Source organism: Methylomarinum sp. Ch1-1 (genome assembly GCF_030717995.2).
Lineage (GTDB): Bacteria > Pseudomonadota > Gammaproteobacteria > Methylococcales > Methylomonadaceae > Methylomarinum > Methylomarinum roseum.
Genome location: NZ_CP157743.1, coordinates 2757449 through 2783245, shown reverse-complemented (window position 1 = coordinate 2783245; position 25797 = coordinate 2757449). Strand labels below are relative to the sequence as shown.

Below are 25797 nucleotides of genomic sequence, written 5' to 3'. Positions count from 1 at the left end.
TCCTCTTTATTCGTCAGAGTCCGACGTTGTCATTTGAGTCTCTTGTTTACTCGCCCGGTTCAAGATAACAAAATATGCAATCAGCAGTAGCACGAGTGCAATAAAAACATAAAACCCCCACGGAGTTTTGATTTCCTCGGAACCTACCACAAACGGCAAATGTGTATCCAGTCTCTCGCCCTTATGCACAATAGTGATGTGTGCCAGATAATCTCCGGCGCCATAGGGGGTGAAATCTACCGCCGCATTCATGCTGCCGGTTTTGATTTTTTTCGGTTCTTGATAAAAAATCCGAGTTCCTTCCGGTTCTTTGGTGATCTCATATTCTATGCTGACATCGCGTAACTTCTTGCCTTCATAATCAAAAACTAGATTAGTCAGCCCTACATTCGGAATAAACTGACAAAACCCCTGCCCCTTAGTGAACTCGGGTGTATAAGCGGTAAAATGGATTTTTTCAAAACCTACTTTGATACGACAAGTGTCTATCTCATCGACCGCCCCTCTGTGAGCATAGACGTTAACGGACAACAGGGTCAAAAACAAAACAAATACAACGTTAACAAACCAAAAACCATATTGATTCGAATTTTGTTGCCGAAAAAAATAATTTTTCATGTTTAATGCCTCTATATAAATGCGCATGATAATAAATGCGCATGATACATTGATGCATCAGGCTAACACGGCGCAGACTTCTTTCCAAGGCAATATACTTCGACGGCGGTATTCAAACATATCGGTAACTATTCAGCTTGATACTGAGAAAATATTTCTTTTACTATCAATTGCTTGTGGAAGAAGTGTATGCGACAGGGATGTCGCATCCAAGCCTATAGGGACATATTTACGGCGTCTTCTGGAGCAAGTAACTGATAGTAAAAGCATTTTTATACTGAATAGTTACACATATCGTAACTGATACCAATAAAACCCCAGCCATTCATGGGTCAACAAAAAACTTTTTTGCAACGCGCTGGCCGAGGGAATGAAGCTGAAGATGCCCCATGGTTCAGCACTGAATATGAAATCGGTCGGAGCCGGCAACACCATCAAGCCGAACTTTTCGAATTGAATCAATGCCCTCGGCATATGATATGCTTGAGTAACCAGAATGATGCGTTGAATATTGTTTTCAGCTAGTATTGCATGACTATTGCGGGCATTCTCAAAGGTATTCCGGCTTTCTGTTTCCAGCCAACGCGCCTCGAGTTGATAATCGCGATGCAGATAATCCGCCATCAATTCGGCCTCCGATAAGGCAACATTGTCCAGCACCCTGCCTCCGGCTAGCAATATCGGCAGCCCCGTTTCGCGGGCCACGCTCGCCGCATAATGCAACCGTATCCATGTCCTCGCAGCCAAGCCGACCTTCCGGCCATACTCTTGCCCGGATTTTTTCATGCCGCCGCCCAAAACGACAATCGCCTGCGGTTTTAACTGGGTAACCCTCTGATGTTGCAATGCGGGAATAGTCTCCCAAGACCTCGCGATGAAATTCACAAAGACCGGCATGCTAAAAAGAAACAAGCCGCATAAACTAATAGCAATCATAAACCCGCCTGATTTTCTCTGTCTGATCAACAAACCCGCCATGCCCAGCAACAAGAAACCAGCGGGCGGCAATAACAAGGCTTTCAATAGGGCGATAATTTTCAGCGCTGTCATAATCCGTCGCTTTGCTTCCAAATCATAAGATCATTACTATGCATAAAACGCTGAACAAGTTCGACTGATCCGGATATTTTATAAATGAAGTGGAATTTCTGGGAAATCTGGCTAAAAAACAATCCAGGTCAATTAACTCCGTACACAACAAAAATTTATTCAATGGTTCATGGAGTTTGCGGTAGGGTGAGGAGAAGCGATAGCGAAACCCATCCCACACAAGAAACTAAAATCTCCATGCAAATTAATTTATTACTAATTATTAAGACTTTTTATCATGTACAGAGTTTATTTACTAAATTCGAAATAAAAAATATCACTGACCGATACGAGTAAAAATTGACAGCTAAAATAATCTGCCACTATATTAACTTAACCGTAATTATTCAGCATAGTTTTATAAGAGGGAGTAGGCTATTGATTTATCGGGCTGTCTGCAACAGGACGTTGCAGTCAGAGCTTACATGGAAGTATTCACGCGTCCCGAGAAATCAATGGTCTACTCCCTAAACCCTGAAAGATACTGAATAGTTACACTTAACCTTAATAAAAATAATCCTGCCAATTTCCGCCTGTCCCCAAAAAAATAATAATCCGCCTCGGAGGAAAGATGAATCAACTCAGCGAAGAAGAACGTAAAAAAATACTGAAAAGCGCTCCTATCGGCACCTGGGCGTTGATGCTTCTCGTCGGCGCCAGCATGGTCGTCGCCTGGTTATTCCTGTACTACGGGGTATTCACGCCCCGCGGTATCATCAACTAGGGGGCAATTATGCATATCGATCCGTTAGAAAAGCAATGGGCGCAAATCGTCCTCGCCATTTGCGGCCTATTCGTCACCCTGATCATCATCGACGCCTTGTTTCACAACATCACAACCCCCGGCAATGTCGAAACGATCGATTCCGCCAGCCTGCATTTAAGCGAAGAATTCGCCGAAGATAATCTGGGCGTGCATCGCGATGAAAACGGCAACGTCAGCGTCAAAATGGTGGCGGGACGTTATTCGTTCTTTCCCAAGGAAATCTCGGTGCCGGCTGAAACCAATATCACCTTCCGTTGGGTCAGCATAGACGTTTTGCATGGCGTTCATGTCCCGATGACCAACATGAGCACGATGATCGTGCCAGGCTTTGTCGCCGAATTGCAGACCTCTTTCCCGAAACCGGGCGATTACCCGATGCTCTGCAACGAATACTGCGGGTTAGGGCACGATCATATGTGGGGCAGAATCGACGTGGTCGAAAAAGACCAATGGCATGCGTCTAAACAAACAACGAACGGAGCGGCCGGCAATGAACGATAGCAATGAAAGAAAACTGGCGTTAAGCCATATGACAGTGGCCTTTACCGCCTTCATCATCGCCTGTTTCATGGGCGAATACCAAGTCCTGGAACGCAGCGGCTTAATTGAATCTCTAGGATCGCCGACGGTTTATTTTGCTTCGGTCAGCACCCATGGCGTGTTGATGGCCTATGTGTTGACCACCTTCTTCATCATGGGCTTCGGCTATTACACCGCCAGCACCTCGTTGAACATGCCGGTCTGGAACAAAGAATTGGCCTGGGGCGGCTTCGGGGTGGCTCTGTTCGGGGTGGTATTGGCAGCGATACCGCTGCTATCCGGCCTAGCCTCGGTCCTCTATACTTTCTACCCCCCAGTACAAGGCCATTACCTATTTTACCTGGGCGCCACGCTGCTGATCGTCGGTTCGTGGGCCTGGTGCGTCGTGATGATCGTGATGTTCTATCAGTGGAAAGAGGCCAACCCCGGCCAACCGGTGCCATTGGCGATGTTCGCAACCACCGCCAATGCGCTGTTATGGCTGTGGACCAGCGCCGGGGTGGCGATGGAGGTCTTGTTTCAATTGATCCCCTTGTCATTGGGTTGGTCCGATACGATCGACCCGGGACTGGCCCGCACCCTGTTTGCCTGGACCCTGCATCCGATCGTTTATTTCTGGCTGATTCCGGCTTACATCGCTTTCTATGTGTTTGTCCCGAAACAGGCAGGCGCTTTTATATTCAGCGACGAAGCGGCGCGAGCCGCCTTCATCGTGCTGGTGGTGTTCAGTCTGCCGATCGGTTTCCACCACCTTTATATGGATCCCGAACAAGGCAAGGGCTGGAAAATGCTGCACGGCATCGGCACCTTCATCGTGACGGTGCCGACTTTCATGACCGGTTTCACCGTCATCGCCTCGCTGGAAATCGCCGGCCGCTTGCGCGGCGGCAAAGGCCTGTTCGGTTGGATCGGCAGCCTGCCATGGACCAACACGATGGTGCTGGCGGTGATACTGTCGTTGTTGATGCTGATCTTCGGCGGCTTCGGCGGCATCGTCAACGCCAGCTATGCGATGAATGCGATGGTGCATAATACCGCTTGGGTGCCCGGCCATTTTCATCTGATTTTCGCCGGCACCACCGTGATCATGTATTTCGCGATCGCCTATTATTTATGGCCGATATTGTGCAAGAAACCGCTGTTCTCCAACAATCTTGCTTTGGTGCAATTGTGGACTTGGTTTATCGGTATGACGATTCTGACGACCCCGTGGCATATATTGGGCCTGTTGGGCCAACCCCGGCGTATTTCCAGCGTCGTCTACAACAATCTTTTAACGCTTTCTTGGAAACCTTATGAGCTTGCGATGATAGCCGGCGGACTGATCATGCTCGGTTCGGCCTGTTTGTTCGTCTATCTGCTCTATAAGACGCAATTCGGCCCGGCCACTGAAGAGTTCAACGCGCAAGTCGAGTATGCCGAACCGCTACACCCGGTTAACTCGCTGCCGGAATATCTGAATGACTTCAAATTGTGGAACAAGGTTATCGCGGCTTACATGGCCGTCAGCTTCGGCATCCCGATTCTGCAGTTCTTCTTCATCGGCACCTTCGACTCAAGCGCCTGGGGATATTAACCATGAAATGCCTATTGCCTTTAATTTTATTGCTCTGTCCTGTCCTTAGCGTTGCGGAGCCTTCCACTAACATCGCCTGGACGCCGGATTTACTGAATTTCGTCAAAAACGGCAAACCCAAAAACGGTCAGAAGCTGGCGCAATCCTGCGTCGGTTGCCATGGCGAAAAAGGCGTCAGCCCAATCGCCAGCAACCCGTCGCTAGCCGGCCAACTGGCGGCCTATACCTACAAACAGCTGCGTGATTACGCCGACGGCAAACGCGAGCATATGTTGATGAATTCGATCGCCCAAGGTCTGTCGGAACAGGATAGCGCCGACCTAGCCGCCTGGTTTGCCTCTCTGCCGAGAGCACAAAACCCAAAAAGCGGCAATGGCGCATTGAAAAAGGCTAAAGTGCTGGTAAGCCAGGGAAACGGAAAAAAAATCATCCCTCCCTGCTTCACCTGTCACGGCAGCAACGGCGACGGGGAAAAACAGGATATTCCGGCGCTAGCCGGCCAGCAAGTGGAATATTTCGTCAATACCTTGACCGAATACAAGACCGGCGTGCGTCATAATGACATCTATGGCCGCATGCGTTTGATTTCCGAACAACTCAGCGAGGAAGATATTCGGCAGCTTGCGCAATATTACTATCAACTCAACTAGTACTCAGTCATTTTATATATGACGGGTACTCGGCAGGCGCCAGCTATTCCATGTCATCAGTTTGTGCATTTTTGCTGTGTTTAGGGCATGGGGTGTGTCTGTCGAGGAACGCCGTTCACCCAGCACCTAAATTATCCTGGAATGTAAAATATAGTCCTGTAGCCATGGAATTTAGGTGCTGGGTAAACCCATCCCTGGGGGCTTGACGGTAGCATCCTTGCTGCCGACATCCTCGCCAAACACAACCCATGCCCTTTTTGAACTCCAAAGTGGGAATTGCTGACTTTACCCTGCCAATCGTACAAATTGCGCGACTGGCCCTCTAGATCATCGAGGATCAATGGCGGCAATTCCCAGGCGCTACTGATGCGCCGTTTGTGTTGTGGCGCATCGGCGACCGACACGGGGACATTGAACAAGGCGGTCAAACAGAGTAAGACTATTAAGCGATGAATTCTAAGGTCTTTATTCATTTTCACACTGTCTTTTAACATAGAATCGTATACAATATTAACATTCTCTAACATACTGGAACTGGCTGAGCTATGCACCTACTTCGAAAATACCTTATTTTTCTCGGCGCTGCATTATCGTTGAATAGCGGCCTTCTCCACGCAGAAAGCTATACCCTGCAAAAAGCGGTGGATTATGCGTTACAAAACAATCCCGATCTGCAGATCATGCAGGAAAGAATCGGCCAGGCCGAAGCAAAACTGGGTCAAGCCCTCGCCGCATTCTATCCGCAAATCAAAACACGACTATCCTATGAGCATAGCGACAACCCATCTCGGGCATTCGGCATGGTCATTTCGCAACGACGCCTGGATTTTTCCATAGGCGACAGTGGCTTCAATCATCCCGGCGGAATCGACAATTATCGCCCGGAAGTCACGGCCAGTTATTCATTGTTTCGCGGCGGCCAGGATTACCAACTCAGCAAGGCCGCGGAACTGGGCGTGGAGGCGGCAAGCCTGAACCGGGACGCATTACGCAATCGTTTGATACAGGCGGTACACTCGGCCTTTTACGCCTATCTCGCCGCGATTGAAGCGCATAAGGTCACCCAACGCTCGATTACCGCGGTCAGCAGTGAGTTCGATCAAAGCCGCATCCGCTACGATGCCGGTACGACGCTGAAATCCGATGTCCTGTCGCTGGAAGTGCAACTGGCTCAAGCTCAGGACGATGAAATTCAGGCCGCCAATGCCATCGAACTGGCCCGTACAGGACTGAAGATGCTGCTAGGATTGAATGCCGAACAAACCTTAGACATCGATGCCACCGTTGATTGGCAACTGCCGAAGCAGCAGGCGACTTTTACCGATTTGCTCAACCAGGCATTGGGGCAGAGACCGGAAATACGCGCGGCCAATAAGCAGCTGGCCATCGCCCAGCGCCGGCTCAGCGCCGCAAAAGGCGCCCACCTGCCAAAAGCCGACGCCTATCTTAGTTACGGTTCGGACAGCAAAGATCTGGACTTCAGCACCAATCGGGACAATGTCACCGCCGGGGTGATGGTGGAAATGGATATCTTTTCCGGATTCAGCACCCAGGAAAAAATCAATAACGCCAGCCACCAGCTCTCCGAGGCCGAAAAAGCGGTGACCCGCACCCGTCTGCAAATCGAGAATGAAGTCAAAACCGCCCATCTTAAATTACAGGAAGCGCTGGCCCGACTGAATGTCACGATGGCCTCGGTGGCGGCCGCCGAAGAAGCCTTACGCATGGTCAATGAACAACGCAATGCCGGCACCGTGACGGTCACCCGTTATATCGAAGCGGAAGTCGCGCGTGACCGCGCGCTGTCGCGCAATATCGCCGCCCGCTTTGACGCCCTTACCGCGGAAGCGCTGTTGAATCAGGCCATAGGCCGTTGGCGATGAAATGCAATGCCATGTACCGGTATTGATTTAATCCGGAAAAAGCTGAAATTCCTGGCAGCGCCAATGATCTTAAACCATAACAACTGATAATTCATCATGACTGACGAACATACTTCTACCCCTAGCAAATGGTTGATTCCGGCGCTGTCGATACTGGCCCTGATACTGGTGATTTTGTTTGCCCTGGGCGTGATCGGCGGCGGTGAAAAGGTGGCGCCAGGCAATACTTCGCACAAACTGTCGCCGTTGCCGACGGGGGCCGAAACGCTGACCTTAGGCAAGGAATTGTCCGACAACGTCATGTCATGGCCGGGGACGATACGCTCGCGCAGCATCGCTAAGATCGCCCCTAAGCTGAATGCCCGCATCCTCGAAGTCACCGTCAATGCCGGCGATACCGTTAAAAAAGGCGATGTCATCGCCCGACTCGATGAACAAGCCTTGCGCGCGTCCTATCAGGAAGCGGTGGCCGTGCTGAACGCCGCGCAATCACAAGCCAAACAAGCGATCGCCGATGAAAAAAGAATCAAGGAACTGTACAGCAAAGACGCCGCCACCCGACAAAATTATGACGCCGTCGTGGCTCGGGCCAATACCGCGCGCGCCAATGTCAGACAAGCCCGCAGCGCGCTGAAGCAGGTTAATGTCAATTTAGACGAGAATATCCTGCTGGCGCCGTTTGATGGCATCATCAGCGAACGCCTGAAGGAGCCCGGCGACATGGGCCTCCCCAACGATCCGATCGTGATCCTGCAAAAACAGGATGATTTGCGTATGGAAGCCGCGATCCCAACCAACTGCGCGAAACGCATTACCCTAGGCATGGAGGTCGATATCCGCATCGACACTTTGAATAAGACAATTACAGGCGTCATCGATGAAATCGTGCCGGAAATCGATCCGTTGACGCGCACGCAACTGGTCAAAGCCGCCCTGCCTTCTTCCGAGGGCCTGATCCCGGGCCTGTTCGCCTGGATGGAACAAAGCTGCGAAGAACATCAAAACGTCTTGCGCATTCCCGCTTCCGCGGTGTTGCATTACGGCCAGTTGGAGGCGGTCAAAATCGTCGAGGACAATCAAGTCTATACTCGCCATATCCGCACCGGCAAACAACGCGGCGATAAAGTCGAGGTGTTGTCCGGCCTGCGCGAAGGCGAAACCATCCTGATTAACAGCGGATTAGTGCAATGAGCGATAAGCAGGAAATGCAAAAAGACAGCTTCACCGTCAGCATCGTCAGGCTGTTCACGACCTCGCAACTGTCGCTGCTGTTTTTGATCATCTCGCTGTTGGCCGGCGCCGCCGCGCTGGTATTGACGCCACGCGAGGAGGACCCGCAAATCGTCGTGCCGGTCATGGATGTGTATGTCGATTACCCCGGCGCCTCCAGCGAGGAAATGGAGATGCTGGTGACGACGCCGCTGGAAGCCTTGCTATACACAATTCCCGGCGTCGAATATGTCTATTCCGCCTCCAGTCCGGGACAGGCGGTCGTCACGGTGCGTTATTATGTCGGCGAGGAACTGGAACAAAGCCTGATCAAAACCCGCGACAAATTGCTCGCCAACCAGGATATCATTCCGCCCGGCGTCACCAACTGGCTGGTCAAGCCGGTCGAGATTGACGATGTGCCGACCGTACTGATCTCGCTGTCGCCGCAGAACGAGGTCTACGATTCGATGGCGATCCGCCGTATCGCCGACGAATTGATCGAGCGTTTGCGCACGATTGAAAATGTCGGGCGTAGCCGGGTGGTCGGCGGCGCCGCCCGCCGCATCACCGTTTACCCCGACCCGGTCAAAATGGCCGCCCGGGGTACGACGCTGTTGGAAATCAAACAAGCGTTGGCCAACAGCAATGTCAATAGACAGGCGGGCGCCTTCGACAATCATGGCAAGGAGATTCTGTTGGAAGCCGGACCGCATTTCAAGACTCCGGAACAGGTTGCCGCTACCGTGATCAAAAGCGTCAACGGTCGTCTGGTTTATTTGAGAGATGTCGCCCGCATCATCGATGGCCCGCTGGATCCACGTCATTACACCCGCATCGGTTTCGGCCCTGCCGTCGCAGAAATGCGCGCGATCGGCGCAGCGATCGGCAATCAACCGGAAATCGGCGAAGAACGCGAAATGGTGACCCTCGCGATCGCCAAGCGCAAGGGCAGCAACGCGGTCAGCGTCGCCGAACAGGTGTTGGCGCTGACTGAACAACTGCGCGGCACGTTGATTCCGGATGACGTGCTGCTGACGGTGACCCGCAACTATGGAGAAACCGCCGACCACAAAGTCAATGAACTGGTCAAACATCTCGGCATCGCGATTGTAACCATCATCGTATTGCTGGCCCTGGCATTGGGGCTAAAGGAATCGCTCATCGTCTCGATCGCGGTGCCGATGACCTTCGCCGTGACCTTGCTCTGTGACCTGATCTTCGGTTACACGATCAACCGAGTGACACTGTTTGCATTGATCTTATCGCTGGGTCTGCTGGTCGACGACCCGATCGTCGATGTGGAGAACATTCATCGTCATTACAAGATGCGCAAGGAGCCGCCATTGCAGGCGCTGTTGACCGCGGTTGATGAAGTGCGTCCGCCGACCATTTTGGCGACCTTTGCGGTCATCTTGTCTTTTATACCGATGTTCTATATTACCGGCATGATGGGGCCGTATATGGCGCCGATGGCCTTCAACGTACCGATCGCGATGCTGTTGTCTCTGATTATCGCCTTCACCGTGACCCCTTGGGCCAGTTATCGGCTGTTAAAGAAGGACTACGGCAAGGGTCACAACAAACCGTTCGAGTTAAAGAACACCTTAGGCTACCGGATTTACAAGACTATCCTTGCGCCGCTGATCGCTACGCCGGCGCGATCGCGCTGGTTTCTGTTGGCGGTGTTCATCGCCTTCGTCGCTTCGTCGCTGCTGGCCGTGACCCGCGTGGTGCCGTTGAAACTGCTGCCGTTCGATAATAAAAACGAATTGCAACTGGTCATCGACATGCCGCGCGGCAGCACGTTGGAGGAGACCGATGCCGTGGCGACGGCGCTAGGACGTTATTTATCGACGGTCAATGAAGTCACCGACTATCAGAGCTATGTAGGACTCGCCTCGCCGATGGATTTCAATGGCATGGTCAGACATTATTATCTGCGCCAGGGCAGCCATGTCGGCGAAATCCGCATCAATCTGCTGGAAAAAGAACACCGGGTCCATCAATCGCATGAGATCGCCTTGCGCATACGGCCCGACATCGACCGCATCGAACAGCGCTATGGCGCCAATATCAAGATCGTCGAATTGCCGCCCGGCCCGCCGGTGCTGTCGACCGTGGTCGCCGAAGTCTACGGCCCGCCGGCGGCGAGCTACGATGACATCATCAATGTCTCCGACCGGGTCAAGGCCGCGATGCACCAGACCGATGGCGTGGTCGATATCGACGATATGGTCGAGGCCGAACATGAGCAAATTCATTTTCTATTGAATCGGCCCAAGGCCGCACTGAACGGGATCACCGCCGAACAGGTCGCGGCTACCTTGAAGCTGGCATTGGCCGGAGAAACCGCCGGCACCGTGCATATCGTCACCGAACGCCAGCCGCTGCTGATTCATCTGCAGCTGCCTAGAGCGCTGCGCTCATCGGCCAACGACCTGCTGGCGCTGCGCGTTAAAACGGATGACGACAAGCTGATTTCTCTAGGCGAAATCGGCACGATGGTTGACGAAAAAGGCAGCCGCACCATTTATCATAAAAATTTGCAGCGTCTGTCCTATGTCACCGCCGAAATGGCCGGCCGCAGCCCGGTCGAGGCGGTGCTCGATCTGTATGAGTGGATGGATAACAATCCACTGCCGGAAGGCTTTCATGTCGAATTGGCCGGCGAAGGCGAATGGAAAATCACCGTCGACGTGTTCCGCGACCTCGGTTTGGCCTTTGGCGCGGCGATGGTGATGATTTATGTGTTGCTCGTCGGCCAGACCGGCTCGTTGGGCATTCCGTTGATCATGATGATCGCGATTCCGTTGACCGTGATCGGCATCATGCCGGGCTTTTGGTTCATCAACTTGTTTTCGGAGCCGGTCGGCGACTACGCCAACCCGGTTTATTTCACCGCGACGGCGATGATCGGCATGATCGCATTGGCCGGCATCGTCGTGCGCAACTCGATCATCTTAATCGACTTCATCGAACGCGCCTACAATCGCGACCAGGAAACGACGCTGCCCGATGCCTTGATCGAAGCCGGCGCAACTCGGCTGACCCCGATTTTCCTGACCGCCGCGGCTGCGGTCTTCGGTTCGGCGATCATCGTGCTCGATCCGATCTTCTCCGGGCTGGCCTGGAGTTTCATCTTCGGCATCATCGCCTCGACCCTGTTTTCGTTGGTGGTGATACCGGTGGTCTATTATTTGATCATGCGTAACAAGCCCAAACAGATGAATATCGAGCCAGAACTATAGCCTAAAAAAGCATGTCCAGTACCGGGTTACGTTAACCCGAGGTTGCTTCAGGCCAGCCGCAGCAAGGCCAGCGAGGCGAGCGCTCGGCCTCCGCTGATATCCGGTTTGATATTCAACTCGAGCACCGAAACCTCGGCCAGTTCGACAACATGATCCTCGATTTGATGAGTCGATCCCTGGGGACTGAAATGCCACTGTTGTCTAACAATCTCTTGAAAAGACTCGCCATGATCCGATGACCAGCGCAACACATATTCCTGAGTGCGCTCGATCTCGGTTTCGACGAAACTCAGCCTGATGCGCCTGAGTCGCTGGGGTTCGATGAAGATCAATCGAATCGTCTGCTCGCCCGGAACGGCGGCAAGCCAACCTGAAGCCGCCCCGGGCAGTAATGCGTTTTCAATCGGATGTTGCACATCCTCTGAGCTGAGCTCCACCTTCGCCAACTCTTCGAGATTCAGCCAGTGAGGTTCCTCGATGCTTGTTTCCCGTTGTTCCGGGGTGATGATACGCTTGCGCATGACATGCCTCCTATTTATCGATTGCTAAGAAAATGCGGATGAAAAAGGTCTTGCCTATTGTTCTGCTTCAACGCTAAATAATTTACAATGGCTGTCTAGAAGCGCTGATTAAAGGGGACGAATTTATTCGGCGTTTCCCCTGTACTCTTCGAGCTCGCCATACCCTAAATGATGCCCATGACCGCCGACAATACCTTGCAACAAAAAGCCCGAACCGAAGCCAATGCCGGTCATTATCAGGAAGCCATCGCGTTGTATAAAAAACTGTTGCAACAAGGCGACAACGAAGACTGCCATCGGCAGCTGGCCCATTGTTATCTGCAACGCGCGAAAAGTTTCGCCGGCCGGGAAATGATCAGGGAAGCGCTGGTCTTATGGGAAAATCATGCCCGACATTCCCCGCCCCCCTATCAGGCTTTTGACCGTTACCTGCTGTGGCTGATCTTAAGCAATAATCAGACGAAACTTCAACAGAGAGTCAAACAATTGACCGCGCAACAACTGGATAGGGACTATCCTGAGCTGGCCGCGGTACTGGGTTTACTGATCTTGACACGGCTGCCCCGGTTGCAGCAAGCATTACCGGAGGATTCGGTTTTCACCAGCCACCTTAATCGCGTACAACTCGCGCTGCAGGCGCGAGATCTGGACGGCATGCTGGAAGCGCTGCAACAGCTTCCTTACCGTTCCGCATTCAGGGATTTGCGCAGCTTGGTAAAGGCCTGCAAAACGGCCTCGCATTCGCCAGCCGAAGCAAGGTCGTTGCTGAACAGGATACCGCCACATTCGCCTTATGCAAACAGCGCTAAATTATTGCAGATTTGCGGCTATCATGGCGCCGTGTTGGCCCGGCAGCTGGCGAATCTGGATTCGCATCGACGCCAGCTGCTGGGCGATGTCATCGGCCTCAAGAGCGAACAGCTCAAGCTGTTGGACGCTCTGTGCAAACAAGCGGACAAGCTGAACGATAAGGCTAAATTCACCCTGGCCCTGCAATTTCAATCGTTGTTCGGCGCCGAACTGACGCAACGCTACTGTCTAGCGATGTTGCCGCGTTATCCGGCCGGACTAAAACCGTATCAGAAACATTTCGGGACGATCGATGATTATCAACATCATCGACTCAAGGCGCTGACTTACGAACGGGAACATAGGCATCAAGCGGCCGAGTCACACTGGCGAAACTGCATCGACCTGTTACGGCATAATCCGGACGGCAACAGCGATCTGAAAATCGCGCTGATACTGCGTCACATGGCCGAAAATCAGGAAGGCCCGGAACTGGCCAGCCAGTTACGGATGGAAAGCCTGGAATATGACCCGAACGACCGGAACTGCCTGCTGGAAATTGTCCGTTATTATGGCCAAAGCAAGGAAACAGCCGATCGCCAGAAGGCCTGGCTGACGAAGGCCCTGGCCAAGTTTCCGGAAGACATCGAGCTGTTAACGCTGGCAATCGAGGCCGCAATTCATCACAAAGCCTATAAAAAAACCGTACACTACGCGAACAGAATACTGCAAATCGACCCATTGAACCGTTTCGCTCAGCAAACTCTGCTCAATGGCCATTTAAATCACGCCCGCAAGCTTCTGAAAAACAATAAATATTCTCTGGCCGATCAGGAAATCCGGCAGGCCGAAGCGCTGAAGGGCGGAAAATCTAAGACTCTAGAAACGCAATTGTTGCGCGCACTGCTCTGTTTCGCAGACGGAGATCAAACGCAAGGCCTACAATTGCTGGCAGAAACGCTGACTAAGCTGCATAGCGACCCTGTCAACATGCATTTTCAGGTCGTCGTCGAGGCGCAGTTATGCGGCTTGCCGATGGCGACCCTGTCACAGGCATTGCCTACGGCCAAGGATTATCGACTGTCGGCAAAGGAACTGAGCAGGTTGAACCAGCAACTGCGACAATACGGCGCGCTGCCTGGCAGACGGACATTGCTTTGCAAAGCCCTGGAAAAGATCAAGGAACCGGTGAAAAAATCGCTGACGCAACTGGATGCTAACGAAGACTTGCTGTTAAGTCTTTGCCAAACCCTGGAAACGATCGGCCATTTCGAATTACTGCGATTCTGCTCAGAATGCGCGCCAGAGCCGTCGGCAAATCCGATCTGGGTCTATTATCAGATATTTGCCGATAGCCAGGGCGACCCAACTCGCTGCGACGCCATGCAAGCACACCGTCTAACGGTCAATCTCGACAAGGCGAAAGCGGAAAAAAACCTGCGCGCCAGGGCGCTGATCGAGCCCTACCTTAACCGTTATCATCTAGCCTACCCGGAACTGGAACCGATGCTCGACGTCTATGATCAACATAGGTCCGCGGACTCGATCGAACAATTGTTTGCCCAGGTGCCGGACGAAGTACTGGCTCAAATCAACAAAAAAATGGCAACGCTGTTCAAGAAAATATCGCCGGAAAGACTCGTCAGCGATTTAAATCAATCAACCACCGATAGCGACACGCTATTATCGGCGATCATGAATGAACCCAATTTATTCACCGCCTTATTGATGCTTAGAGCCGCAGATGAATTGGGCGTGGATTTAGGCGTCAGTGTCGAACGGGTGCTGAGCTTTTTCGAAGTAGCCCAGCCACCCTCCCGCTCTTTCCGTTTTCCATTTTGAACATTTCATTAACGATGAAAACACCGTATCAAATATTGGCCGTCAGCGCTGATGCCGACGATGCTCAAATCAAACAGGCTTATTTGCATCAGGTCAAAAACTACCCGCCGGATCGCGACCCGGAAAATTTCCGGCGCATCAAGCAAGCCTATGAAGCTATCAAGGATCATCACAGCAGACTGCGCTATGAACTGTTCAGTCTGCCGGAGGCCGACTTCGATGCGCTGCTGGATCAGGCTTTGGAGACGGCGGCCGACATTCGCATTGACCCTGAGAAATTGCGTAAACTGTTAGATGCCGGACTGGATGACGCCAGTTTGCTGAACACCTTAACCGATAACGATCAATCATGACGACCGACGCTCAGAACAGCGAATTATTAGAAGAATTCCGCCATTATTTGGAACAAAGCCGTACAGAAGATTTCAGTGGCGCGGAATATCCGGACTTACAGACCCTGCTCGGTGAAATGGCCGGATTGAAAACCGAAGTTAAAAGCGAATCCAGACAGTTTAAAAACACGCTGGATAGCTTGAGCCAGGCCTTAGACACGCTGCGGCAGGATAATAAAGCCTTATCGGCGGAACTTGGTCGCCACAGCGAACTGCTGGAACGGCAGCGTCACGACACCCGCCGGACGCTGTTATTGGAGCTGGTCGATATCTATGAACGCTTGGTGACCAGTGTCGAAGTTCTTGACAATTATCAACCGGTCAACGCGTTATTCCGGCATTCCAAACCCAAAGACATACGCTTTATCGAAGGCATTAGAGAGGGACAATCGATCACGCTGAAACGTTTTGAACAATTATTACTGCGCTACCGGGTAAAAGCGATCGACTGCGTCGGCAAACCTCTGGATCCGAAAACGATGAATGCGGTGGCGATAGCCCATGATCCGCTGATGCAAAACGGTATCGTCCTAGAACAGCTACGCCCAGGTTTTCTGTTCGAGGATGAGGTCTTGAGGCTCGCCGAAGTCAAAGTGAACAAAATCCATTCCCCAGTGAAAACATTATGAATGAAACAATTATCGGTATCGATCTAGGCACCACCAATTCGGAAGTCGCGTACGTCGAAAACGGTATCGCGCAAGTCATCGCCGACCAGGGCCAAAAAATTCTGCCTTCCTTCGTCGGCATCGATGATAACGGTACGCTGATGGTTGGCGAGACCGCCAGAAACCAATATTTGGTTTATCCCGAACGCACGGTCAAATCGATCAAACGCCTGATGGGGCAAGACACCCGAATAGCGCTGAACGGTCAAAGCTACACGCCTCAGGAGATTTCCGCTCTCATCCTGAAACGCTTGAAGGCGATCGCCGAGCAGCAACTAGGCCGCGTTGTCGACAAGGCGGTGATCACGGTGCCGGCTTATTTTTCGGACGCTCAACGTCAGGCTACGCGGGAAGCCGGACAAATTGCCGGACTGGAAGTCGTGCGCATGATCAACGAACCGACTGCGGCGGCATTGGCCTACGGCGCCAAGCAAAGCGAGGCCAAACAGATGCTAGTTTACGACCTGGGCGGCGGTACTTTCGATGTTTCGGTCGTCAGTGTGCAAGCCGGCGTGGTCGAAGTCTTGGCCAGTCACGGCGATAATCATCTCGGCGGCGACGATTTCGACCAGCAAATCGTAGACTTTCTGTTGAGCCGCCTAAAACAAAGCCATCAAGTCGATGCGCGCGGCAACAGCAAGGCAATGGCGCGCCTGACTCGGGCGGCGGAACAGGCCAAATTGCAGCTGTCCGACCAGCCTTACGTCAAGATCGAGGAAGAATATCTATTGGAAAAGGACGGCTCCGCGATTAATTTGGCGGTGGAACTTTCGCGTATGGAATACGAGGAGATGATCGAAGACTATATCGATGCGACGATGGATGCGATGCATATCGCGTTGAAAGACGCCAAAATGATCACCTCCGATATCGACGACATCATCCTGGTTGGCGGCTCCACACGCACACCGTGCATACGCGAACGTCTGCTCAATGAATTCGGCTTCGAAGCGCACGGCGAAGTCGATCCCGAATTATGCGTGGCGCTGGGGGCGGCAACGCAGGCGGCGATGATCGCCGGTCAACAGGTCGAGACCGTTTTGGTCGACGTCACCCCTTATAGCTACGGCACCCAAGCGATAGGCACGTTGAACGGTCAGTATTATCCCTATATGTACGTGCCGCTGATCCATAAGAACAGCGCCTTGCCTATCCGCAAGACCGAGGCCTTCATGACCAGCCATGACGGACAGGAGGCGGTCGAAATCACGATCTACCAGGGCGAAGAGCCCGATGCGCTGAACAATATCAAAATCGGCGAATTCTGGGTCGAAGGTCTGCGCGATGTCGAAGCCGGTAACATCATCACGCTGACTCTGGAGCTCGATTTGAACGGCATGCTGCATGTGTCGGCCCGGGAGAAAGCGACCGGCCTGGAGAAATCGATCACGATCAAAAACGCGCTGGCCCGCTTCGAAGGCAGCTCGATGGATTTAGCCAAACAGCGCATTACCTCCTTATTCGGCCAGCTCGAATCAGACCCGGAGGCGCATAAAGATCAAGCATCGGCCGAACCAACACCCGCCCCGGAAATCATTGCCGCCCGGGAATTGATTCGCAAAGCCGAAGGACTGTTCGGACGCGTCTCGGCTGAAGACAAGGAAGACATGGAGGAGCTAATCGAAATCATCGCCGCTTGCATCGAACGGGGTGATCTCGAAGGCTTGGAACAGCCGGCCGAACAACTGAACGACATCCTCTATTATCTGGAGTCATGATGGAACGCTGCCCCTGTTGTAACGCTCGTTTGCGCTCTGTGTCGTTATGCCCGCGCTGCCGGAGCGATTTAAGCCACGCCGCAGCAGCCGAACGAGGCGCCCGGGATTACTTGTTCAGGGCGATACGTCATTGCCAAGAAAACAATGCCGAGCTCGGCCTGCAATCGCTGGCTCATGCTCAGTCTCTAAAAAAAACGCCGCTGGCCGCCGCCTTAGGCGATTTTTTGCTAGACCGACAACGTCGGGAAATATCGCAGTTGCTCGCGCAAAAACAGCTATTGCCGGCCAAAAAACGCCTTTATAAGCTGGCAAAGATCGCACCGGGCGACGAACAATTAAGGCTGCTGAACGACTTTGTCGATTATCAACTGGCATGCCGTTAATTGCCGGCGACATGCTTGCGGCCATGCTTCATTTCCAGATACTGACAAGACTGGTGAAGTCATCAGTCCATGGCCGAATCTCCGCGACCGCGAGGCTATGCCAGCGAGCAGCCTGACTTTCCAACAATGGTTGCAGCGCAGCGGAATTTCTAGCCAACACGACCCAGTCAGAACGGTTGGTCAGCGGAATTTTACGTTCCGGCCTGAATTCCTGTATCAATGCGCTTAGCCCCAGTTTTTGGGCATGATCCGCCAACACCTTCTTCAGTTCCAGATAGCGATTAGAGATATGAAAAGCCAGCAAGCCATTATCGTTCAACCTGGAAAAGTACAGCTCAAGCGCCTCGCGGGTCAATAAATGGGTGGGGATCGAATCCGAGGTAAACGCATCGATCACCAGCAGATCGAACGGCGGCTGCTGCTCTTGTTCCAGCACCAGCCTGGCATCGCCCACCTGTATATCGTAATGAGCTACGCAGCGGCTTAAAAAGTTGAAATATTCCGGCTTGGTCGCGACATCGACGACCGCCGGATTCAATTCGTAGAATCGCCAATATTGCCCTTTTTTCGCATAACCGCCTAAAGCGCCGCTACCGAGGCCGACGATGCCGACCCGCCAGTCTGCGTTGAGTCCATCGTATCGGCTGAATAACTGGCCGATCGGCCCCTGTCGACCATAATAACTGACCGGCGTGCATAGCAGATTCTCACTACGCACTTGTGCGCCATGTTCGGTGGAACCGCTGTAAATCTCATGCCTTACAATGCCTTCGCCGACGTTCTCGGCCAGGGTTTTCTTGATCGACAACACACCATAAAAATTTCTGTCCTGATAAAGCACGCGATCGCTTGCCAGTCGAGCCGTCGAGGTCGTGGTGCAGGAGGCGATTACGCCGCTGTACAAGGCCAAATAAAGCAGGTTTTTGTGAAAGATGAAATAATTGGCGACGACGGCAATGATCACTAAGCCGAGTATCAGCTCGTCGATCGATTCTTCGAAGTTAAGGTAAAAAACCGTACCGAAAAACACTAAATATAGCGACAGGATGATGCTGGCCCAGCGCCCATCTAGGGTAAAACGTTTGGATTTATTGGTCGGATTCAACATCAACGCGACGATAATCATCAGCGGATACTCATAGAACGAGTCAAAAATAAACGGCACGACAAAATTGTTGAATGCCCCGCCCAACATGCCGCCGAAAGACATGATCAGATAATACTGGGTCAGGTGTTGCGGCGCGGGGCGCTTGTGCGCGAATTCGCCATGACAAACCATGATGGAGACAAAAAACACCAACAGATGAAACGCCAATTCCAGGCCAAAATCAGCGAGTTTCTGACCGGAAAAATAATAAATCAAAAACGACGTAATCAACCAAGGCTGGATCAACACGAAGCCTTTGTGAAACACGCTGCTATAGCTTGAAAAAACGATGATGAAGGAAAGCAAATACAATGCCAGCGGGATGACCCACAGTAACGGCACCGAAGCGATATCGATGCTGATATAGTTGGTCGTGCCTAATAACAGACTGGAGGGGACGAAGGATAAAAACAGCCAGCGCAGCTTCAACCACAGATCGGGTTGAGTGGTCAACGTCGTCGTTGGCTGATATTCCCGCCGCTCCGAACGACCTTGATGTTTTAATGTCATCATGCATAAGGTGATGAAGGCGCAAAGCAATAAGAAGCCGGTGCTCCAAAACTGCTGCTGATCCGTCAAGCCGATGCTCGGTTCGAGCAAAAACGGATAACTCAACAGCGCGACCAAGCTGCCGGTGTTGCTGGCGATCGATAGATAATACGGATCATCGCTGGTTTTATGGCCTATCTTCGAAAACCATTTTTGCAGCAACGGCGAAGTGGTCGACAAAATGAAAAACGGCAAACCGATCGAGACGAGCAGTACGGTCAATAACCAAGGCGTAGGGTTTTGTTCGCTGGGCGGCGAACCGTTTGCCCAGATACCGATCGGCAGGAAGCTCAGACTGAGCATCAACAAACTGCCGTGTATCAATATCTGTCGATTTTTGCTGAAATGATTGGCGAGTATGTGGGCATAGAAATAGCCGAGGAATAGAATACTCTGATAAAAAACCATACAGGTATTCCAGACCGAAGCGGCCCCGCCCAATAATGGCAGCAGCGCCTTGCCAAACATCGGCTGCAGAACGAACATCAAAGAAGCGCTGAGGAATAATGTAAACGTAAACAAGAAAATAGGAACGAAATCGCGTTTGGTTTCGCTCTGCAGAGCAATATCCATACGTCATCACCTAATGCTAATTAACGCTGACAAAAAGTCGGCTTTAAACTTAAATCAAATTAAAAATAACAAAGTTCCTTAGTCAAGTATTATCTGCTGTTAAGCAAAAGTTAAAAAAATTTTCCTGCAAAGTCAAGATAAAAAGTTCACCAAAATCAGCGCGGCGACAGGGCTACCTCATTAAATGAATGAGTGGCAAAACAGAATTTAACGACAAATACGCCTAAAGTAAGTTAAACGTTTAGGGTGCTTTAAATACCCCGCCTCGCGTGCACGGCCAATTTTGCTCCAGTGGCGGTTTTTGGCGGCTTGCTTCGCGAAGCCGCCCTACGATGCGGTAAGGTGTACTGACGATAGGAAGCGCACCGGTTTTTGATGCGCTTCACGCAGTTCGGCACATCCGAAGGCAAGACGGTGCTTTGCGTAGGAGCGCCGCCCTCGGCGCGAAAAGCAAGTAGTCCGCATGTCGCTATGCGAAATGCGGGTCACCGAGGTTATGAACGGTTCAACCGAGACTAGAGTCAGTTAAACGTTTGGGGCGGGTTAAATAACCCGCCCCGCCCAGAGGGATGATGCGATATTAACCAATGGGTTGGTTCAGGTACTTTTTAATGAGGGAACCCTGAGCGCGGAGACCTCGTCGCTATTTTCAGTCAACTTTTTAACTTATAATTGCAAGGATTTTTGCTCGCAACGAAATCGATGAAAATTCTGCTGTTAACCCCGCCCATGACCCAGTTGAATACGCCCTACCCGGCGACGGCCTATCTAACCGGCTTTTTAAGGCATCAGGGCTATCAGGCGACGCAACGTGACTTGGCGATCGAGTTATTGTTGACGATGCTGAATCGACAAGGACTGGCGGATATATACCGAATTGTCGAAGACCGCTATGCGGAAGTTGACGACGATCAGCTGCCGGACTCGATTTATCACTTTTTTAGTCACTACCCACTCTATCAACAGCGTATCGAATCCTGCGTCCGTTTTCTGCAGGGCAAAGACCCCAGTTTGGCGCTGCGCATCGCCTCGCGCCGATTTCTGCCGGAAGGCCCGCAATTTGAGGCCTTGCATCAGATGGAAGAGATGTCCGGCGAGGTATTGGAACAGGCTTTCGGTGCGCTAGGCATACAGGATAAGGCGAAATACCTGGCGACGCTGTTTATCAACGATATAATTGCCGTGATCAAAGACGGTGTCGATCCGAACTTCGAGGTATCACGCTATGGCGAGCGCCTGGCTGCCAGTAACCCTTGTTTCGATGACTTGTATCGGCAATTGACGGAAACCGACAGCTATCCCCGACAATTGCTGGGCCAGCTGCTGGAGACCTGTCTGGACGAAACGCAAGCCGATGTCGTGGGCATTACCGTGCCCTTCCCCGGCAATATGCTCGGTGCGCTGGAGATCGCCGATCATTGCCGGCGCATCGCGCCAGATATCAAGATCGTGTTGGGCGGCGGCTTCGTCAATACCGAGCTGCGTACCTTGAAAGATCCCCGTCTGTTCGAATTTGTCGATTACATCACCTTGGATGACGGCGAACGACCGCTGCTGACGCTGCTGGAACATCTGCGGGGTCAACGTCCCGTCGAACAATTATTCCGCACCTACCGGCTCAAAGGCGGCAAGGTTTTCTATCATCCGGACAACCCCGAACTTCAGGACTTTCCCCATCAGAGCACCGGCGCGCCCAGTTATGAAGGCCTGGTGTTGGACCGCTATTTGTCGTTGTGCGAAATGCTCAATCCGATGCATCGAATCTGGAGCGACGGGCGTTGGAACAAGCTGACCGTCGCGCACGGCTGTTACTGGAAGAAATGCAGCTTCTGTGACATCAGCCTCAATTATATCGGTCATTACGACGAAGCCGGCGCCGATATCATCGTCGACCGCATCGAAAGCCTAATCGCCGAAACCGGCCAGACCGGCTTTCATTTCGTCGATGAGGCCGCGCCGCCAAAAGTCCTGTTCGCGTTGGCGAAAAAACTGATCGAACGGGAAATCGTGATAACCTGGTGGGGAAATATTCGTTTCGAAAAGACCTTCAGCGCCGAAAAATGCAGGCTGCTGGCCGAGTCCGGCTGCGTCGCCGTCAGCGGCGGCCTGGAAGTCGCCTCTGATCGACTGTTGCGACTGATGAACAAAGGCGTCAGCGTGGCGCAGGTCGCCCAAGTCACCCGACATTTCGCCGACGCCGGCGTCTTGGTTCACGCCTATCTGATGTATGGTTTTCCGAGTCAGACCGAGGCGGAAACGGTGGAATCGCTGGAAATGGTCAGGCAAATGATGCTGAACGGATGTTTCCAATCGGCTTATTGGCACCGTTTCGCCGCGACAGTCCATAGCCCTGTCGGACAGCACCCCGAACGCTATCAAGTACGCTTACAGCCGAACCCGAATGTGCGCTTCGCCGAAAACGAAGTCGCATATATCGACCCGGTCGCGGCCGACCATGAATTATTGGGGCGCGGCCTGAACAAAGCGCTTTATAATTATATGCATGGCATCGGCTTCGACTATCCACTGAATTTCTGGTTTGATAAAAGCGTCGCCGAACCCGATATCGCTCCCGACTTAATTGAACAATGCTTACAACCATGAAAGACCCAGCTTTCGTCTTTGAACAGATTCATTTGGAAGTCGCCAGAAACGCATCGGATGACTTTAACCTGTTCCATGACAAACACAAGTGGCTGCAAATCACCCATAATCCATTCAAAGGCCCCATCGTTCTCGGCTTTCAGCTGAACACCTTCATCGAATATCAGATGCGCCTATATCGGGAGGCCAATCATGAGAATCAGATCATCGAACAAAACGATCTACGTTTCAGCAATTACCAGATCACCTTCGTCAATGCGCTGCGCCCGCGCCAAGAGTTCCATCTCGATATCAAGAAAACGCTGATCAAGACCATCCCCAATCTGACATTGGGCAATCGTATCGCACTGAAATCGGAAAACAAGACGATTTTACTGGGCTTCAAGAAGGAGACTCATGACCCCTTGTTTCTAGCCGCTACCTCTTTCGATCAATTGCCAGACTTAAACAAGCTGAAGGATAAGACCATGGTGCCCGGCAGTGATTATTTTCTGAAACATAAATACATGCATAACGGCAACGCCAAGAACTTTCTCTCCGGTTCATTAGCCGAACAATCCGATTATTTCGACGAATTGAATCATCTCGCTCATTACCCGGAAATATTTCCCTGCAGCTTGACTTCCGGCGCACTGCTGGAAAAGGCCCAGTTGGAAGATCATGATTTCAAAAGTAATCCGATGGTTTACACATCACACGAACTCTCCGTGGATCGACATCACCTGAGCCAGGTCAAGGACAATGACACATTACATATCCTGGTCAAGCAATTGCCGGAATCCCGGGAAAATACGCTGAATCAAACCAATATCATGCTCCGCACCTATGAATGCTACGGTTTATTGGAACACAACGAAATATTGTTCCGCGCCAAAATGAACCTGGTGCCGTTAGAGGAAATCCTGAAAAACCTCGGACAAACTTAGGCTAGGAGGCTGTCCGAGAATAGCAATCTCTGGGCGGGGCGGGTTATTTAACCCGCCCCAAACGTTTAACTTACTCTAGTCACGGTCGGCTGAATCGTTCAGGACCTCGTTGACCTGCATAGCGACAGGCGGCTTCGCGAAGCAAGCCGCCAAAAAACCTTGATGCGTATGGCTTTACATACCCCGGCCCGCTCAAGATCCACTACGTTATGATTCATGTCGGGCCCCTGTTTTATTCCGTTTAAATTGGCGTTCAAAACATGACTGAGTACGAGCGCAAAATCAGTCGGAGCGGTTCACGCTCCCACTGATGCTCAAAATCTATATGTCCAGATTCCCAAATTGCAGCGCCGCCAGTCTGGCATAAAGACCCTGTTGTTTTAATAACTCCCGGTGCGTGCCGCTGGCGACGATTTGTCCATGATTGATCACCACAATACGATCGGCTTGCAACACCGTAGCCAAACGATGAGCGATCACCAGTGTCGTGCGTTTCTCCATTAAATGCTGCAAGGCAGTTTGAACCAATTTTTCACTTTCGGCATCCAGCGAACTGGTCGCCTCATCCAACAATAGAATTGGCGCATTCTTCAGTATCGCTCTGGCGATCGCGATGCGTTGGCGTTGACCGGCCGACAATCTGAGCCCCCGTTCACCCAAAAACGTGTCATACCCCTCCGGCAGAGCGCGGATGAACTGATCGGCCGCCGCCGCTTCGGCGGCCTTGACGATGTCTTCGTCACCGGCGTCGAGTCGGCCGAAACGGATATTTTCCCTGACGCTGGCCGCGAAAATAGCCGTTTCCTGCGGCACGATCGCGATCCTTTCCCGAAGCTGTCCGGGATCGGCGGCGACGATATCGACACCGGCCACGGTGATCCGTCCCTGCTGCGGTGTATAGAAACGCAGCAAGAGTTGAAACACCGTGCTCTTGCCGGCGCCCGACGGCCCCACCAGAGCGACGGTTTCGCCGGGAGAGACATCCAAGGAAAAGTTCCGCAACGCATGCTGCTGCGGACGGGAAGGATAATTGAAACGCACATCGCGAAATTCAACGCCTTTAGCGATGATATCCGGTATAGGCTGAGGCTGGCGGGGAACGATCAGACCAGACTGAGTATGCAGTAATTCCAGGATGCGCTCCATCGCCCCGGCGGCGCGTTGGATATCGCCCCAGACTTCGCTCAACGCCGCGGCATTGGTGGCGACCATGACACCGTATAGCAGAAACTGGCTCAGCTCTCCCAGCGTTATTTTACCGGCCTGCACCCATTGTGCTCCCAGCCAAACAATCGCCAACAGGGCGCCGAATACGGTGAAGATGGCAAAGGCCGACAGCAAGGCCCTAGCCGTTAAACGATGACGGGCGGTGGCGAATGCATGTTCCACCGATAAGCCGAATCGATGATTGAAAAACTGATCGAGGTTATAGGATTGCAGGACCTGTATCGCATTGAAGGTCTCGCCGGCTATCGCGCTGGACTCGGCGATGCAGTCTTGATTCTTTTTCGACAAGCGCCTGACCTTACGCCCGAAGAAGATCAATGGCAGCAAAATCAGCGGCACCAGGATCAGGATCAAGCCGGTCAGCTCTAAATTGGTGACCGACAACATGATCAGACTGCCGATCAATAACAAGGAGCAGCGCAAGGTCACCGAAATGCCGGCGCCAACCACCGACTGCACCAGCGTGGTGTCGGTGGTCAGCCGTGACAACACCTCGCCGGTGCGAGTCGTTTCGAAAAAAGCCGGTTCCATGCTCAGCACATGGCGATACAGCTTGATGCGTATATCGGCGACGATGCGTTCGCCCAGCCACATGACCAGATAGTAACGCGCCGCCGCAAATACCGCCATGACCGCGATGATCGCCAACAGCACGATGAAATAGCGTCGCAGCATCTCAGCCTGCTGCAACACATAACCCTTGTCGATCAACAGCTTGATCGCCACCGGCAATGCCAACGTCGCGGCGGCTGCAACCAGCAGCACCACCAGAGCCAACAGCAGCCGTAAGCGATAAGGTTTAAAAAATCCGCTTAATTGTTTCAGTGCACTCAGTCGGCGAAAGCCGTTGCGAGTTTCGGGCATGAGGGTCCTCGG

Annotated in this window: 19 protein-coding genes; 14 read left to right on the top strand and 5 right to left on the bottom strand. The window is 52.3% G+C overall.

Annotation, left to right across the window (positions count from 1 at the left end):
• Window positions 1-6 precede the first annotated feature (6 nt).
• Both Q9L42_RS12795 and Q9L42_RS12790 read right to left on the bottom strand, forming a co-directional pair.
• Window positions 7-618, bottom strand: a complete 612-nt coding sequence (locus Q9L42_RS12795; protein ID WP_349431189.1) for a hypothetical protein — start codon at window positions 616-618, stop codon at window positions 7-9.
• A gap of 285 nt (window positions 619-903) precedes the next feature.
• Window positions 904-1668, bottom strand: a complete 765-nt coding sequence (locus Q9L42_RS12790; RefSeq protein ID WP_305908004.1) for a YdcF family protein — start codon at window positions 1666-1668, stop codon at window positions 904-906.
• Between the two features lie 610 nt (window positions 1669-2278).
• On the opposite strand from Q9L42_RS12790, the gene Q9L42_RS12785 reads away from it, so the two are divergent.
• The 7 genes from Q9L42_RS12785 to Q9L42_RS12755 all read left to right on the top strand — a co-directional run bounded on the left by Q9L42_RS12785 (window position 2279) and on the right by Q9L42_RS12755 (window position 11582).
• A complete protein-coding gene (locus tag Q9L42_RS12785) occupies window positions 2279-2431 on the top strand; it encodes a hypothetical protein (RefSeq protein WP_305908005.1) in 153 nt (50 codons plus the stop codon).
• Between the two features lie 9 nt (window positions 2432-2440).
• Window positions 2441-2974 carry a cytochrome C oxidase subunit II gene (locus Q9L42_RS12780; RefSeq protein ID WP_305908006.1) on the top strand — a complete coding sequence of 178 codons (534 nt, stop codon included), beginning with the start codon at window positions 2441-2443 and terminating at the stop codon, window positions 2972-2974.
• Window positions 2964-4589, top strand: a complete 1626-nt coding sequence (locus Q9L42_RS12775) for a b(o/a)3-type cytochrome-c oxidase subunit 1 (RefSeq protein ID WP_349431188.1) — start codon at window positions 2964-2966, stop codon at window positions 4587-4589. Before Q9L42_RS12780 ends, Q9L42_RS12775 begins: the two co-directional genes overlap by 11 nt.
• Before the next feature lie 2 nt (window positions 4590-4591).
• On the top strand, window positions 4592-5239 hold the full coding sequence (locus Q9L42_RS12770) for a c-type cytochrome (RefSeq protein ID WP_349431187.1): 648 nt from the start codon (window positions 4592-4594) through the stop codon (window positions 5237-5239).
• 545 nt (window positions 5240-5784) lie between these two features.
• Entirely contained in the window at window positions 5785-7122 is a 1338-nt protein-coding gene (locus Q9L42_RS12765; RefSeq protein WP_349431186.1) for a TolC family protein, read from the top strand.
• A 96-nt stretch (window positions 7123-7218) separates the two neighbouring features.
• The gene (locus Q9L42_RS12760) at window positions 7219-8313 is read left to right on the top strand and encodes an efflux RND transporter periplasmic adaptor subunit (protein ID WP_305908009.1); all 1095 of its coding nucleotides are present in this window, start codon (window positions 7219-7221) and stop codon (window positions 8311-8313) included.
• A complete protein-coding gene (locus tag Q9L42_RS12755) occupies window positions 8310-11582 on the top strand; it encodes an efflux RND transporter permease subunit (protein WP_305908010.1) in 3273 nt (1090 codons plus the stop codon). The genes Q9L42_RS12760 and Q9L42_RS12755 overlap by 4 nt, the downstream gene beginning before the upstream one ends.
• A gap of 47 nt (window positions 11583-11629) precedes the next feature.
• Here the strand turns inward: Q9L42_RS12755 and Q9L42_RS12750 are convergent, their stop codons facing one another.
• Window positions 11630-12103, bottom strand: coding sequence for a carbohydrate-binding protein (locus Q9L42_RS12750; protein ID WP_305908011.1), 474 nt, complete (start codon window positions 12101-12103; stop codon window positions 11630-11632).
• A 168-nt stretch (window positions 12104-12271) separates the two neighbouring features.
• On the opposite strand from Q9L42_RS12750, the gene Q9L42_RS12745 reads away from it, so the two are divergent.
• Genes Q9L42_RS12745 through Q9L42_RS12725 form a run of 5 tightly spaced genes read left to right on the top strand, consistent with a single transcriptional unit; the run spans window position 12272 to window position 17895 of the window.
• Entirely contained in the window at window positions 12272-14734 is a 2463-nt protein-coding gene (locus Q9L42_RS12745) for a hypothetical protein (protein WP_349431185.1), read from the top strand.
• A gap of 14 nt (window positions 14735-14748) precedes the next feature.
• A complete protein-coding gene (locus tag Q9L42_RS12740; RefSeq protein ID WP_305908014.1) occupies window positions 14749-15087 on the top strand; it encodes a DnaJ domain-containing protein in 339 nt (112 codons plus the stop codon).
• Complete coding sequence (locus tag Q9L42_RS12735) at window positions 15084-15755, top strand: nucleotide exchange factor GrpE (RefSeq protein ID WP_305908015.1); 672 nt, start codon at window positions 15084-15086, stop codon at window positions 15753-15755. The genes Q9L42_RS12740 and Q9L42_RS12735 overlap by 4 nt, the downstream gene beginning before the upstream one ends.
• A complete protein-coding gene (locus tag Q9L42_RS12730) occupies window positions 15752-17512 on the top strand; it encodes an Hsp70 family protein (RefSeq protein ID WP_349431184.1) in 1761 nt (586 codons plus the stop codon). Before Q9L42_RS12735 ends, Q9L42_RS12730 begins: the two co-directional genes overlap by 4 nt.
• Complete coding sequence (locus Q9L42_RS12725; protein WP_349431183.1) at window positions 17512-17895, top strand: hypothetical protein; 384 nt, start codon at window positions 17512-17514, stop codon at window positions 17893-17895. Before Q9L42_RS12730 ends, Q9L42_RS12725 begins: the two co-directional genes overlap by 1 nt.
• Before the next feature lie 28 nt (window positions 17896-17923).
• Here the strand turns inward: Q9L42_RS12725 and Q9L42_RS12720 are convergent, their stop codons facing one another.
• Window positions 17924-20164: a spermidine synthase gene (locus Q9L42_RS12720; protein ID WP_349431182.1), complete on the bottom strand. Its 2241-nt coding sequence runs from the start codon at window positions 20162-20164 to the stop codon at window positions 17924-17926.
• Between the two features lie 702 nt (window positions 20165-20866).
• On the opposite strand from Q9L42_RS12720, the gene Q9L42_RS12715 reads away from it, so the two are divergent.
• Complete coding sequence (locus tag Q9L42_RS12715) at window positions 20867-22768, top strand: B12-binding domain-containing radical SAM protein (RefSeq protein ID WP_349431181.1); 1902 nt, start codon at window positions 20867-20869, stop codon at window positions 22766-22768.
• The gene (locus Q9L42_RS12710; RefSeq protein ID WP_305908024.1) at window positions 22765-23694 is read left to right on the top strand and encodes a hypothetical protein; all 930 of its coding nucleotides are present in this window, start codon (window positions 22765-22767) and stop codon (window positions 23692-23694) included. The genes Q9L42_RS12715 and Q9L42_RS12710 overlap by 4 nt, the downstream gene beginning before the upstream one ends.
• Before the next feature lie 321 nt (window positions 23695-24015).
• Here the strand turns inward: Q9L42_RS12710 and Q9L42_RS12705 are convergent, their stop codons facing one another.
• Window positions 24016-25785: an ABC transporter transmembrane domain-containing protein gene (locus Q9L42_RS12705; protein ID WP_349431180.1), complete on the bottom strand. Its 1770-nt coding sequence runs from the start codon at window positions 25783-25785 to the stop codon at window positions 24016-24018.
• Between the last annotated feature and the right edge of the window lie 12 nt (window positions 25786-25797).